At 63.0% G+C, this 12,904-nt stretch carries 8 protein-coding genes and 3 pseudogenes; 3 read left to right on the forward strand and 8 right to left on the reverse strand.

The window, feature by feature from the left end; genetic code table 11:
- Positions 1-24 precede the first annotated feature (24 nt).
- The 3 genes and pseudogenes from BG28_RS07270 (at position 25) to ppsA (ending at position 6,335) form a co-directional block, all read left to right on the forward strand.
- The gene (locus BG28_RS07270) at positions 25-2,955 is read left to right on the forward strand and encodes a cation-transporting P-type ATPase (RefSeq protein WP_084479552.1); all 2,931 of its coding nucleotides are present in this window, start codon (positions 25-27) and stop codon (positions 2,953-2,955) included.
- A gap of 221 nt (positions 2,956-3,176) precedes the next feature.
- Positions 3,177-3,647, forward strand: coding sequence for a pyridoxamine 5'-phosphate oxidase family protein (locus BG28_RS14935; protein ID WP_084479565.1), 471 nt, complete (start codon positions 3,177-3,179; stop codon positions 3,645-3,647).
- A gap of 310 nt (positions 3,648-3,957) precedes the next feature.
- Positions 3,958-6,335: pseudogene (gene ppsA / locus BG28_RS07275) on the forward strand (phosphoenolpyruvate synthase).
- Positions 6,336-6,355: 20 nt separating this feature from the next.
- Here ppsA and BG28_RS07280 read toward each other — a convergent pair.
- The 8 genes and pseudogenes from BG28_RS07280 to BG28_RS07310 all read right to left on the reverse strand — a co-directional run bounded on the left by BG28_RS07280 (position 6,356) and on the right by BG28_RS07310 (position 12,448).
- Positions 6,356-7,027, reverse strand: a complete 672-nt coding sequence (locus BG28_RS07280; protein WP_036475418.1) for a BON domain-containing protein — start codon at positions 7,025-7,027, stop codon at positions 6,356-6,358.
- Between the two features lie 113 nt (positions 7,028-7,140).
- Positions 7,141-7,284 (reverse strand): BON domain-containing protein, encoded by a 144-nt coding sequence (locus BG28_RS16505; RefSeq protein WP_084479566.1) that lies wholly within the window; start codon positions 7,282-7,284, stop codon positions 7,141-7,143.
- An 18-nt stretch (positions 7,285-7,302) separates the two neighbouring features.
- Positions 7,303-8,449: pseudogene (locus tag BG28_RS07285) on the reverse strand (IS3 family transposase).
- Between the two features lie 178 nt (positions 8,450-8,627).
- A pseudogene (locus BG28_RS16770) lies at positions 8,628-9,068 on the reverse strand (BON domain-containing protein); the annotation flags it as partial.
- A 449-nt stretch (positions 9,069-9,517) separates the two neighbouring features.
- The gene (locus BG28_RS07295; protein WP_036475419.1) at positions 9,518-10,519 is read right to left on the reverse strand and encodes a universal stress protein; all 1,002 of its coding nucleotides are present in this window, start codon (positions 10,517-10,519) and stop codon (positions 9,518-9,520) included.
- Positions 10,509-11,060 carry an Hsp20/alpha crystallin family protein gene (locus BG28_RS14950; RefSeq protein WP_084479554.1) on the reverse strand — a complete coding sequence of 184 codons (552 nt, stop codon included), beginning with the start codon at positions 11,058-11,060 and terminating at the stop codon, positions 10,509-10,511. The genes BG28_RS07295 and BG28_RS14950 overlap by 11 nt, the downstream gene beginning before the upstream one ends.
- Positions 11,061-11,289: 229 nt before the next feature.
- Positions 11,290-11,742 carry an Hsp20/alpha crystallin family protein gene (locus BG28_RS07305; RefSeq protein WP_036475421.1) on the reverse strand — a complete coding sequence of 151 codons (453 nt, stop codon included), beginning with the start codon at positions 11,740-11,742 and terminating at the stop codon, positions 11,290-11,292.
- Positions 11,743-11,779: 37 nt separating this feature from the next.
- Positions 11,780-12,448 (reverse strand): BON domain-containing protein, encoded by a 669-nt coding sequence (locus BG28_RS07310; protein ID WP_036475422.1) that lies wholly within the window; start codon positions 12,446-12,448, stop codon positions 11,780-11,782.
- Positions 12,449-12,904: the final 456 nt, after the last annotated feature.

Here is a 12,904-nt window from a genome sequence, read left to right on the forward strand (position 1 = left end):
CTCACCTCGCGCTGGGATGTGGAGATGAGTGCCCATCATGGCGAGTCAGAGCGAGGGTCAGCTTCTGCCGCGGAATCCGGACGCAGTGACGAACTGTCCATCCAGGATCCGACGGAGTCTCTCGAGCGGCTGCTGATTGACCTCCGGACTCGGCGGGGTGGCCTGTCATCGAGGGAAGCTGCGCGTCGGCTTGTGGTGGCAGGTCCTAATCGGCTGATCCGCGATGAGAAGCGTGGCTGGGTGCGGGAACTGTTGAACCAGTTCATCCATCCGCTCGCCCTGCTGCTCTGGGCGGCCGCCCTGTTGGCCGTCATCACCGGCACCACAGCGCTCACTGTCGCGATCGTGGCGGTCATTCTGCTCAATGCGATCTTCGCCTTCCTTCAGGAGAGGCACGCCGAGAAGGCGGTCGAGGCCTTGGCGGCCTACCTGCCAGAGCGCTGCCAGGTGATTCGGGACGGCACTCTAGCCACGATCGAGGCCACCGAACTCGTCCCGGGAGACGTGATCGCCATTCAAGAGGGAGATCGGATATCAGCCGATGCCCGTCTGCTCACGGGATCACTTGAGGTCGATCTATCGACCTTGACTGGAGAATCCCAGGCAGCGCTGAGGACCCCGGAGGCGGAGATCAACGCTGAGACTTCCCTGCTGCAGTCGGTCGACGTGGTCTTCAGCGGCAGCAGCTGCGTGGGAGGTGAGGCCACGGCGTTGGTCTACGCGACGGGAATGGGCACCGAACTTGGACGCATCGCCGCGCTGTCCAAGCGCGTGGTGAAGGACCCGAGTCCGCTGGAGCAACAGGTTGCTCGAGCAGCCCGGCTCATTGCGCTGATTGCTGTCGGCATGGGTATGGCGTTTGTTCCGGTGGGACTCTTTCTGGCGGATCTTCCGCTGACCGACACCGTCAACTTCGCCATCGGTCTGCTGGTCGCCAATGTCCCGGAGGGTCTGCTTCCTACCACCACCTTGGCCCTGGCCGTCGGGGTACGAGTGCTGGCCCGCAACGGAGCGTTGGTCAAACGCATCTCTGCGGTGGAGACATTGGGCTCCACGAGCGTGATCTGTACGGACAAGACCGGGACACTCACGATGAACCGGATGCAGGTCACGGCTTTCTGGACATTCGGGGGGCCCCAGGATCCGCCGGCATCTCCGCCGGCCGAGTTGCTGCCGGGCATGAGGGTCTCGGAAGCGATGCGGGCTGAGGCTGGAGCGTCAGATCTGCTCGGGTTCAGGTTTGGGCGAGCGTCGGCGGCCTGTTCCAATGCCCGCTTGGTGAACCCGACAGTGTTCCCGACCGAAGCTGGGCCGTCGGCGTCTGAGGACCTGGGAGATTCCTCGGATCCGGTCCACTCGCGAGCTCAAGACGTCGGAGACCCCACGGAAGTGGCGATGCTTCGCCATGCGGTGACCCTGGGTGCCGTAGGCGACAGATCGGATCTGGAGAGACTAGTGCACTTCCATTTCGACCCTGTGCTCAGACGCATGTCCACGGTGGATCGTGTCGGGCACCAGGCGGTGGTTCACTCGAAAGGAGCTCCTGAGGAGATACTTCGGCTGTGCACCCGCGTGGCAGGGGCAGGGGAGGATCGCCCCCTGGGGGATCATGATCGGCGCTTGGTCGAGGCCGTCGTCCAGGAATGGGCGGCCCGGGGCCTCCGGCTGATCGCTGTCGCTGATCGGGTGCTCCACGATAGGGACCTGGGAGGTCTCTCTCGGGCGCAGGCGGAGAAGGATCTGACACTGCTGGGTATGGTGGGATTGTCGGATCCTGCTCGCCCCGAGGTCGCCGCCGCGGTGACACAGTGCCACGCCGCAGGGATCAGACTCATCGTGGTGACCGGTGACAACGGTCTGACCGCAGCCGGAATCGCCCGGCAGGTGGGCATCGGCGTCTCAGGTTTGGCGGTCGTCAACGGTTCCGATCTCGATCTGATGAGCGAAGCGGAGCTGGACGAGCTCCTGGAACGCAATGAGGAGCTCATCTTCGCGCGCAGCTCGCCGGAGGCGAAGCTCAGGATCACTGATGCGTTACAGAGCCTGGGGCACATCGTGGCTATGACCGGTGATGGCGTCAACGATGCGCCAGCTCTCCGCCGGGCCGATATCGGCGTCGCGATGGGCGGATCAGGTACCGACGTCGCGCGCGAGGCAGCCACCATGGTGCTCACCGATGACAACTTCGCTTCCATCGTTGCTGCCGTGGAAGCCGGTCGGCGGGTCTATGACAATGTCCGGAAGTTCATCGTCTACATCTTTGCCCACGCCACACCGGAGGTCGTGCCTCTCCTGATCTACGCGGCCTCTGGTGGTGCAGTTCCGCTGCCACTGACGGTCATGCAGATCCTCGCCATCGACCTTTTCACCGAAACGCTGCCGGCGCTGGCGCTGGGGCGCGAAGCACCGGAGCCGGGTCTGATGGAGCGTCCTCCCCGCCGACGGAGGGAGAACGTGATCAACTCCGAGATGTTGATCCGGGCTTGGGCGGTCATGGGAGGGGTATCTGCCGTCCTGGTCACCGGACTCTTCTTGCTGACCCTGGCCTCCGGAGGGTGGGCCTTCGACTCTGCGACGGGGGCGACCCAGCCGGAGCTTCTCTGGAGGGAAGCCACCACGATGACCTTCCTGGGCATCGTGTCGTGTCAGATCGGCACCGCGATGGCGTCCCGGACGCAGACGGAGTCTCTTCTCCGGGTCGGGGTGTTCAGCAATCGACTGCTGCTCTGGGGAATCGGCTTCGAAGTCCTCTTGGCTGCCGCCATCGTCGGGATAGCACCGCTGCAGGTGGTCTTCGGCACCGCGATACCTGAGACCTGGTTGATGTTTCTGCTGATTCCGCTGCCCTTCCTCGTCTGGGGAAGCGACGAGGCATTCAAGTGGCTCAAACGATCGCGCCTGACAGAGCAGGTCGAGGCTGCTCCGCGAGACTTCGGCGCGCCCCAGGCTCACTGAGACCTTCGGGACGCTCAGGGGAACGACGGAGTTCGCGGAGTGGGCCATCGGGACTCGTCGAAGAACCCAGCAGCCACCCCGGCCAGTTGCTGGACGTCAGCCGGTGAGCTGACGAAGCCCACGCAGGGATCTCAGGTTTGGTCGCACTGTGCCAGGCCAGGCTCACCCCATGCTGCTGGCAAAACTAGAGCCCAACCAGCGACCGGAGTATGGTCCCTTTCATGTCAGGGACGACGCCGCCACCGAGGACCGAGGTCTTGGAGAGTCGTGACTGCTGGGAGCTGCTCCGAGAGAACTCGATGGGTCGGCTGGGCGTGTGGACCGTGGATCACCCCGAGATATTTCCGCTGACGTATGTCACGGATGGACAGACCATCTTGTTCCGCACCGGTCCCGGAACGAAGCTTGATGCAGCACTAGGGACTGCACCGGTGGCATTTGAGATCGATGGCGTCAACACCGGCACCAACACCGCCTGGAGCGTCGTGGTTCAGGGCAGAGCAGACACGATCTCAGCACCTCTGGCGTCCAGTGGCAGTCGTGCGCACAGACTCATCTCCTGGCAACCCGGGACAAAGGACCACTTTGTATGCATCACCCCAGAACTGGTGACAGGTCGGCGATTTACGGTCGTTCCTGCTCATGATTGGGAGATCTCACTCGATGACGCGACACGTTCGGGCCTGGATTGAGACGGTGATCAGCTGTGCCTTGCTCTGAGGCGTCCGGTACCTGAGGGTCCGTCACCCACTGCAAGAAGTTCAGATGTAGCACCGGGACGAGGCCAAAGGCCCTAGGAGCCCAGCGGCTGGCTGATCAGGATTGGGTCAGAGAGCTAAAAACGGGGAGGCGTCTCGACGCTCAGCGGTCGGGATCCGAGAGCATCGGGCGACGGTTGGACCAGCATCTGAGTGGAGGCATCGAGGGGGTCTTCTCAGGGGCGAGCATCCGCAGAGCGGGAGATCGTCATAGACCGGGCACACGTTCAAGCAGGAGCAGCTGATGGTCAATATTCTTTGGTTCGATGACACCACCCTCGCCGATATGGCCGCTGTGGGCGGGAAGAATGCCTCATTGGGAGAGATGGTGACTCATCTTTCTGCCGCAAAGGTTCGCGTGCCAGGAGCTTCGCCACGACAGCGGAGGCCTACCGGTCTTTTCTTGCCGAGCGCGGTCTCGACCGGAGGATCTGGTCTGCCCTGGAGGCACTGGAGGTCGACGATGTGGGGGAACTTGCTCGCGTCGGCACCCAGATTCGTTCGTGGATCCACGACCAGCCTCTCTCGGAAGGACTGGAGCACGATATTCGCGAGGCATATACCAGGCTGATCGCACGGGATCCCGACCCAGAGGGCGTGACCTGGGCGGTCCGTTCCAGCGCGACAGCAGAGGATCTCCCAGACGCTTCCTTTGCAGGCCAGCAGGAGACCTATCTCAATATCGGCGGAGTGGACAATCTGCTCTCCGCGATTCGGAGGGTGTTCGCCTCGCTCTACAACGACCGCGCGATCGCCTACCGGGTGCACCATGGATTTACCCACCACGAGGTGGCACTCTCGGCCGGGGTGCAACGCATGGTCCGTTCCGATATCGGAACCTCCGGAGTGATGTTCACTGTGGACACAGAGACCGGATTCGACGAAGCGGTGTTCATCACCAGCGCCTATGGTCTCGGTGAAGCTGTGGTCCAGGGAGTGGTGAATCCCGATGAATTCTACGTCTACAAGCCTGGGCTGCGCCGCGGAGACGAAGCCATTCTGAGCAGAACACTCGGCGACAAGGCGGTGGCCATGCGGTACTCTTCGGGGCTGAGCTTGGAGAGCAGCACGGTACTTGAAGGCGTGGCATCCGCCGAGCGCTCCCGGTTCTCGATCACCGATGAGGAGGTCACAGAGCTGGGCCGCTGCGCCCTGGCGATTGAGGATCATTACGGTCGGCCGATGGACATCGAGTGGGCGCGTGATGGAGTCGACGGGCGGGTCTACATTCTTCAGGCGCGTCCTGAGACCGTGGTGTCCCGCACGAAACGACAGGAGCTACGTCGTTTTGTCCTACACGGCCGCGGGGAGGTTCTGACCACGGGGCGCGCGATCGGACAGCGCATCGGAACCGGCCCGGTGCGAGTTCTCCGTTCTCCTGCGGACATGCATCTGTTCCAACCCGGTGACGTGCTCGTCGCTGAGATCACGGACCCGGATTGGGAACCAATCATGAAGCGGGCCTCAGCGATCGTCACCGAACGTGGAGGTCGCACCTGCCACGCAGCGATCCTCGCGCGCGAGCTGGGGCTGCCCGCCGTCGTCGGAACCGGCGACGCCACAACGATCTTGGCCAATGGTGAGCATGTGACGGTCTCCTGCACGGAGGGAGACAACGGCATCGTCTACGCCGGTGCCCTGCCCTTCGAAGAGGTCGTCACAGACTTGGAGCAGCTTCCGGTACCTCCGGTGAAGATCATGATGAACGTCGGGACCCCCGATAAGGCCTTCTCGTTCTCCCAACTTCCGCACCATGGGGTCGGACTGGCTCGCATGGAGTTCATCATCAACCACCAGATCGGTGTGCATCCACGCGCCCTGCTGGCACGTGACGCCTTACCGGATGAGCTGGGCGAGGAGATTGATCGGCGGGTCCAGGCGTATGGGTCACCCAGGGGGTTCTTCGTGCGCAGGGTGGCAGAAGGGGTCTCGACCATCGCCGCGAGTTTCGCGCCTGAACGGGTCATCGTGCGGTTCAGTGATTTCAAGACGAATGAGTATGCCAAGCTCCTCGGCGGTGAACTCTACGAGCCGCAGGAGGAGAACCCGATGCTCGGTTACCGCGGTGCTTCCCGGTACCTCTCTGAGAACTTCCGAGAGTGTTTCGCCATGGAATGCCAGGCGCTGCGATTCGTTCGCGAAGAGATGGGCCTGGAGAACGTAGCCATCATGGTTCCCTTCGTCAGAACCGTCGAAGAGGCCGCAGCGGTCGTCGAACTTCTGGCCAGTCATGGCCTTCGCCGTGGAGAACTCGGCTTAGAGATCATGATGATGTGCGAGGTGCCCAGCAATGTTCTGCTCGTCGACGAGTTCCTGGAACACTTCGACGGTTTTTCCATAGGGTCGAATGATCTGACTCAATTGGTGCTCGGGGTGGACCGGGGTTCGGATCTGGTGTCCCACCTCTTCGATGAGCGCAATCCAGCAGTGCTCAAGATGCTCACCAGCGTGATCGACGCGTGTCGGTCGCGGGGTAAGTACGTGGGGATCTGTGGACAGGGACCCTCAGACCATCCGGATCTGGCGCGGTGGCTGGTCGCCCAAGGCATTGAGTCGATATCGCTGACGCCTGACACGGTGGTGCAGACCTGGGTCGATCTGACCGGGAAGGCTGATCGGTAGCCGATCATTGGGCCTCGGCGTCAGGAGGGGTGGACCTCGAGATAGTTCTCCACTTCTGTCACATGGGGTGAGGACCATGCTGCTGCGACAGCCTGCTTCTTCTCCGCCCAGGACCGCACCTTTCCGGTCAGCGTGACCGTGTTTCCCTGAACGGTGACCGTGATGTGCTTCGCGTCGAGTTGAGCATTGCGCACCAGCGCTCTCTCGATGCGTTCTGCTGCGTCTTCTGAGGAAGGCCGTGCGGCAAGTGTGACGCGGTTCTCCACGTGTTCCACGCCCCGGAGGTACTGGATTGACCTTTGGGCGGCTTCGCGCTGGAAGTGCCAGTCGGCTTCCCCCGTGAGGGTGACATTGGCCCCCTTGATCTCAGCCTTGACGGTGTTGGGCACGTTGCTGGACCAGGCCAGGGCGCGTTCGATGTCCCGAGCCAGATCTGTCTCGGTGAGATCCAGGGGTGCCTGAGAGCGCACGGTGAGCTCGTCGACCAGGGTTGTCACGCTGTGGACCCGCAGAGCGGCCCGTTTCGCGGCGAGGAACTCTGAATATGTGTCCACTTCTCCGGAGAGCGTGACGGTCCCATCCTGGACAGCGACCCCGATGCCGGCGGCGTCGAGGTCGCGAGTCCACTGGAGTTCTTCTCGAACGGCGTTCTGGAGGTCTAGATCGCGGTCCGGAGTGTTGGCGATGCTCATGGGAGCAGTCCTTTCGTGAAGCCGAGATTCGCACTACGTCGAAGGTCCGGGGACCCCGGTGGTGCAGGGGTGTGCTGTGAGGAGGGCAGCAGCTGTTCTGAAAGAGGATTCGGTCAGTAGGGACGAACCACCAAGCGGTTATCGACCTGTGTCACGCTTGGGCAGCCCCAGGTCGCTGAACCAGCTTGTTCCCATTCGGCCAGGGAGGAGACATAACCCGTGAGAACCGCCGTATGGTCGATGACTGTCGCGGTGATCCTGAGCCGCCCCCTCTGTTAGGTCCACACGTTGTGGGAGTCGTCGTTCTCCGTTTGGTAGGTGCATTGCCGAGCGTACTCGGCGGGCGTGAGGTAGCCCAGCGATGAGTGCGGCCGGGCGTGATTGTATTCCCTCTTCCAATCGCCTATCACGACGCGAGCGTGCAGGAGCGAGTAGAAGCTGTTGATGTTCAAGCACTCATCGCGCAGACGGCTGTTGAATGACTCGACGTACCCGTTGTTCCACGGCGTGCCGGGCGGGATGTAGAACAGCCCGGTGCGAGTGCTGGCCCAATCCGCCATCGCGTCGCTGATGAACTCCGGCCCATTGTCGGAGCGAAACACCCTGGGCGCGCCGCGAGCCGCGACCAGATCCTCGAGGTGATCGGTGAGCCGGTCCGCGGTGATCGACCGCTCGACGAGCCCGCCGATGCACTCACGGGTGTACTCATCGATAATCGAACAGATCTTGATCGCCTGGCCCTGCTCGTCGCGTCGAACTGGAAGTCCGCCGCCCAGACCGTGTTCGCCGCGGTCGCCGTGGGAGCATCGATGGTCGAGGAACCGAGGCGTTTGCGGCGCCGACGTTGCGGGACCCGGAGTCCTTCCTCTCGCCAGAGTCGCTGGATTCTCTTGTGATTGACGGTCCAGCCCTCGTTTCGGGCGTCATGGTACGCCCGACGGTATCCCCACCGAGGGTGCTTCTTTGCGTACGCGCGGAGCCAGCCCCGCAACGCGGAGTCCGGGTCCGCAGCCGCGTCGCCCTTCAACGGGCGGCGATACGCGGATCTGCTCAGCCCAGCCAGCCGGCACGCCATCCGCTCGCTCACCATCAGTGTCCTGAGAAGGTGTGAGACGGCGGCGCGACGCCTGCCCGGGCCTAGAAGTTTCCCTCAGCCAGCTCCTTCAGCGCAGCCTTCTCGAGCTCCGCCTCGGCCAGCAGCCGCTTGAGCGTCGCATTCTGCTTCTGGACCTCCTTGAGGCGTTTCGCGTCGCTGGCCTTCAACCCGCCGTATTGGTTCCGCCACCGGTAATACGTCTGCTCGCTGATACCGAGCTCGCGGCAGACACCCGCGATGTCTCCGCCATCGGCGAGGATTCTGTCGGCCTGTCCGAGCTTGCGGACGACTTGTTCCGGCGTATGCCGCTTCTTGGTGTTCGTCATGATCTGACCAGTCTTCCCGCCCGAGGACTCGGGCAACAAGACGACTCTCACAACGACTGGATCTAAAAAACGGGGTCAGCCCAATCCGGCTTGAGTCGAGCAGTGGATTACGTTCCATGGCATCCCGTAACTGCTGCTCAGCGTTCTCGACCGGAGTGCGTGTGGTGAGATGGATCAGGTTCTCCACCGATTCCACGCCCCTGAGGTCGTGGACCGCTCGCTGGGCTGCTCGACGCTGGAAATCCCAGCTCACCTCCCCAGTGAGGGTGACGTGACGGTTCAACACGCGAGACTTGACGGTTCTCGGGACGGTTGTGGACCAAGTCAAAGCGTGATCCACGATTCTTCGGATATCAGCATCGGTCACCCAACGGGAGTTCTCGGCTTGCACCACCACTTTGTTGATCGCCGAGGTCACTCCGCGGACGCGCCGCATGGCACGCCCTACGGCGAGAAATTCGGCGTAGGAGCCGACGACTCCCGAAGCAGTCACCGCTGAATCTTCTACGTGAATTTCTATCCCGGAGGCATCGAGGTCCGGGGACCACGAAAGTTCGGCTTCTACCCCACGTTGCAGCACGCGGTCTGTGTGAGCCATTTTGGGCGATACACGATGCATGGACGAACTCCTCGAGTCTTTGTCGCTGAGGCGCGAACCGGACTTCAGTGTGCTCAGGGAAGTCCGAGTCGAGTAGGGCCATAGGTCTCACTCACGGCCGGTGGAGATCCCTCCAACAAGCCGGACGCAGCGTCTGATGAGCCATCTTTCCCGGACGGGTCAGGACAGGGGCTGCGAGAGCCAGAACTACCGAGGCGCCACACAGGTTCGAGCAGCGGATCGTAGCTTCGCCTCACCTGCTGGGGGCCTCGAAGATCACGAGGGCGTCAACCCTGGAGAGTCAGCCGGTCAGCGCGAACCTGGTGTTCTGTTCCGAGAGTTCGAAGGAGAGAGCACGGCCCGCGCCCTGCAGGTTCCTTCACCAACTCGTCACACACTGTCTTGGCACTCCTTTCGTGGGTTCAGTGAACCCACGTGATCAGCGTGAGATCGGTCAGCTGCGGTCAGATCTACCGGATGGGTCCTGGCTGGTCGCTGAGCCGGTCGTCCTGGAGGTCTGGAACAACCATGACCGGACCGGCAGCCCGCAGGAGCACCCCGCGGGAGACGGACCCCAAGAGCACACCGGTGAACACGCCGTGCCCTCGGGTGCCGACCACCACGAGCTGGGCGTCGTGGGTTGCCTTGGTCAGCTGTGCCACAGCGTCACCGGGCTTCACTGCCGCAGTGACTGACAATCCGGGGTAGTGGCCAAGCAACCACGCGACCTCTGCACGGAGAGACTGCTCCAGCTGCGACTGCCTGCGATTGATCACCCCTTGGTCTATGGGGTCCAGCTCCGGGTACCAGTCCAACCAGCCCTCCAGCGAGGGCAGCGTCATGAGGAGCTGCAGTGTCGCATCACGGTCCTGCGCCGCTCGCGCCGCATGCAGGGCGGCGACTCTGCTGTGCTCAGAGCCATCGATGCCAACCACGACCGGACGTGGGTCTGATTGGGGGACGAAACGCGCAGCCCCCTCCGTCTCGCTCGATACGGACCCTCCAGAGACCACGATGGTGGGGCACTGGGCATGGGCGGGCAGCGCTGTGGCCACCGAACCTCTGATCTTGCCGAGAAAACCGCCCCGTCCACGGGCTCCGACGATCACCAGCTGCGCCACGGTGGACAGCTCCCGCAGCACCACAGTGGCGTCTCCGCGCTCGGTTCGGAAGTTCACTCCTCCTGGATAGCCCTGCAGGTGCTCCCGGGCATCGCTGAGAATCTTCTTGGCCGCATCGCCAGGGACCTCGTCTCTGAGCTTTGACGGCAGGGGAGCGGTGGAGACCGGGAGCGGGGCTCCGGATGCGGTGACCACGGTCAGGACGCGTCCGCTTCGTTGCGCCTCCAGCGCCGCGTAGTCCAGGGCATGGATAGATTGGGTGGACCCGTCGAAGCCGACGATCACATCCAGGTCCCGGGTCACCGGGTCAAAGACGACGGGGCGAGGTGGGGCGTGTGGATCAATGTTCATGGGATGCCTCCAGAGCGGCTGGTGATGGGCGAGGATCGACGCTGTTGTGTCCCCTTGGGGGAGGAGGTTCCGGATGCACTCTAAGCAGAACATCGACCCCGGCACGTCCGGTCAGTGGGACCAGCGGACGCGCGGACCTCAGATCGCTGGCGCGGTCGCTGGTGGGGTCGCTCACGGGGATGGTGACTCGCAGAGTCCCGTCCTGGAAGTCCGCGCAGATGAGGTCTTGCTGGGCGCCGGAGGGCAAGGTGACCCTGCGGTAGAAACTGTTGCCACCCCGGACCAGGTACTGCGTGCCCTCGCCATCGGCATCGTGCTCTGCTCGGATCGAAAGTTCTCCCTGGTGAACGTCGATGGTGATGTCAGATGCGTCGAAGTTGGGCAGCATCGCCTCGATGAGGAGTCCTTCACCTGGTTCATCGCGCAGGTGAATCGTGTGCAGCTTTCCGCGCAAGGCACGGAGAATGACGTCTTCGGGTAGGTCGCAGCGCGGTACTTCGGCGCCCGTGATCGGGTCACGTCGCACCAGTGTCTCTGCCATGGAGGATTCCTTAGTCTTCACAGTCGATGTCAGTACGCGTATCCGGGGGCTGTGCTGTTCGCGGTTGCTTGTTGGCCTTTGGAAGGTGAGGTGGATGACGGCGCCCAGGGCCAGGACGATCACCACCGTCTTGGACGTGTACCAATCTGGTGCGCCTGGTACACGGCGGGTTGTCGGTGCGGTGGCGTCAACCGCCGCGCCCCGCCAACCTGCCAGCAGATCCGATGACTCAGCTCTGCTCAGGCGCGGGGTGTCCGTTGTGTCCACCCGTGATGGGGATGCGGGTGGGAGCTGAGAGTTCCTTCAGCGGCACGGTGACTTTCAGGACCCCGTCGTCGAAGCTGGCGTTGATCCGCTCGGTCTCTGCTTGTTCCGGGAGGTCGATGCTGCGATAGAAGCTGCTGCTGCTCTCCCTGATCACGTACTTTCTCTTCTTGTCCTCATCGTGTTCGTGACGTTCGGCTTGGATCACCAAGGCGCCCTGCCCGAGGCTGACGGTGACGTCCTCCTCCTCGAAGTTCGGCAAGTGCGCCTCGATGACGAGTTCTTTGTTGTCGTTGGTGTAGACATCCGTGGTGGGCAGCTTGCCGAGCCGCCCGCGCAGCGGACCGTCATCGAAGAGCTCGCGGCGGAGGCTTTCGAAACCAGCGAACGGGTCGAAGCGGACGAGTGTGTGTGTCATGGTTCTGTCCTTCTGCTGGGGGCTTGGGGTGGGGTGCTCAGCTCGGGTGTACTTCGAGACGGTCATCGACGTGGGCAACGTGCGCGGAGGACCAGGCTGCTGTTCGGGCCTGCTGCTTCTGCGCCCATGACCGCACATGGCCGGTGAGGGTCACGGTGCTCCCGGTGACGCTGACGGTGATGTGAGTGGCGTCGAGTTGAGCGCTAGTGGTCAGCGCGGTCCGTATCCGCCGGGCTGCCTCTCCAGAACAGGGCCGGGCGGTGAGGGTGATCTGGTTTGTCACGGTATGGACACCGCGCAGGTGCTCAATCACGTGCTGGGCCGCTTCGCGCTGGAAGTCCCAGTCGACTTCACCGGTGAGGGTGACATTGGCCTCTTTGACCTGGGCCCTGACGGTCGGCGGCACATTGGTGGCCCAGGTCAATGCGCATTCGATCTCTTGTGCGATGTCGGCCTCGCTGAGATGTCGTGGCGTCTTGGGGCGCACGACGAGCTCATCGACGATGTTGGACACTCCGTGGACCCGCATGGCGGCACGTTTCACGGGGAGGTATTCCGAGTCCGCGACTTCTCCGGAGAGGGTGACGGTGGAGTCGTGGACTGTGACTCTGATGCCGGCCGCCTGCAGGTTCGGCGTCCAATGCAGCTCCTCTCGGACTGCGGACTGAAGCTGCAGGTCCTGAGAAGCGGTCGTCAGGGTGCTCATCGCGGGTGATCCCTTCGCAGTGCATCAGGTCGCATGCTGGATACGCATCGACGTCTGGGCAGGTCGGAGACGCGCAGGTCTTGCTCTGCGCGGAGGGTGGCTCCACGTGACAGGTCCCAACCGACCCCCGGTGACAAAGTCCGCGCGTTCTGGCCCGCGATGTTGCGGGCCTGACTCCACCATGAGCTCCGGCGAGGAGTTATCCCAGGGTCATTGGTCCTACCGGGAGTCCAAGTTGTCGGCAGTGCAACGACGCAAATATCGTGAAGGCCCCAAGCAGCACCTAGGCTTCGTCGGCATCAGGGGGAGCAGCGCTCTGACCTTGATCCTGACAAGAAGCTCCAGGTCATGGACCCGGGCCCAGGCAGGTCGATGCAATCTCAGCTATGCCCGCCGACTGGTCGCGATCCTTGTCGGGTCATTTCTGGCTGCCCTTGACGCTTGGCGGCCTGCAGC

Origin of the sequence: Nesterenkonia sp. AN1, from assembly GCF_000582475.1 — a bacterium.
Taxonomy (GTDB): Bacteria; Actinomycetota; Actinomycetes; order Actinomycetales; family Micrococcaceae; genus Nesterenkonia; species Nesterenkonia aurantiaca.

What these genes read in the sequence shown, in the direction of transcription:
- BG28_RS07270 (WP_084479552.1), top strand. Translation starts at nt 25, where the DNA reads ATGAGTGCCCATCATGGCGAGTCAGAGCGAGGGTCAGCTTCTGCCGCG.
- BG28_RS14935 (WP_084479565.1), top strand. Translation starts at nt 3,177, where the DNA reads ATGTCAGGGACGACGCCGCCACCGAGGACCGAGGTCTTGGAGAGTCGT.
- BG28_RS07280 (WP_036475418.1), bottom strand. Translation starts at nt 7,027, where the DNA reads ATGAGCATCGCCAACACTCCGGACCGCGATCTAGACCTCCAGAACGCC.
- BG28_RS07295 (WP_036475419.1), bottom strand. Translation starts at nt 10,519, where the DNA reads ATGAACATTGATCCACACGCCCCACCTCGCCCCGTCGTCTTTGACCCG.
- BG28_RS14950 (WP_084479554.1), bottom strand. Translation starts at nt 11,060, where the DNA reads ATGGCAGAGACACTGGTGCGACGTGACCCGATCACGGGCGCCGAAGTA.
- BG28_RS07305 (WP_036475421.1), bottom strand. Translation starts at nt 11,742, where the DNA reads ATGACACACACACTCGTCCGCTTCGACCCGTTCGCTGGTTTCGAAAGC.
- BG28_RS07310 (WP_036475422.1), bottom strand. Translation starts at nt 12,448, where the DNA reads ATGAGCACCCTGACGACCGCTTCTCAGGACCTGCAGCTTCAGTCCGCA.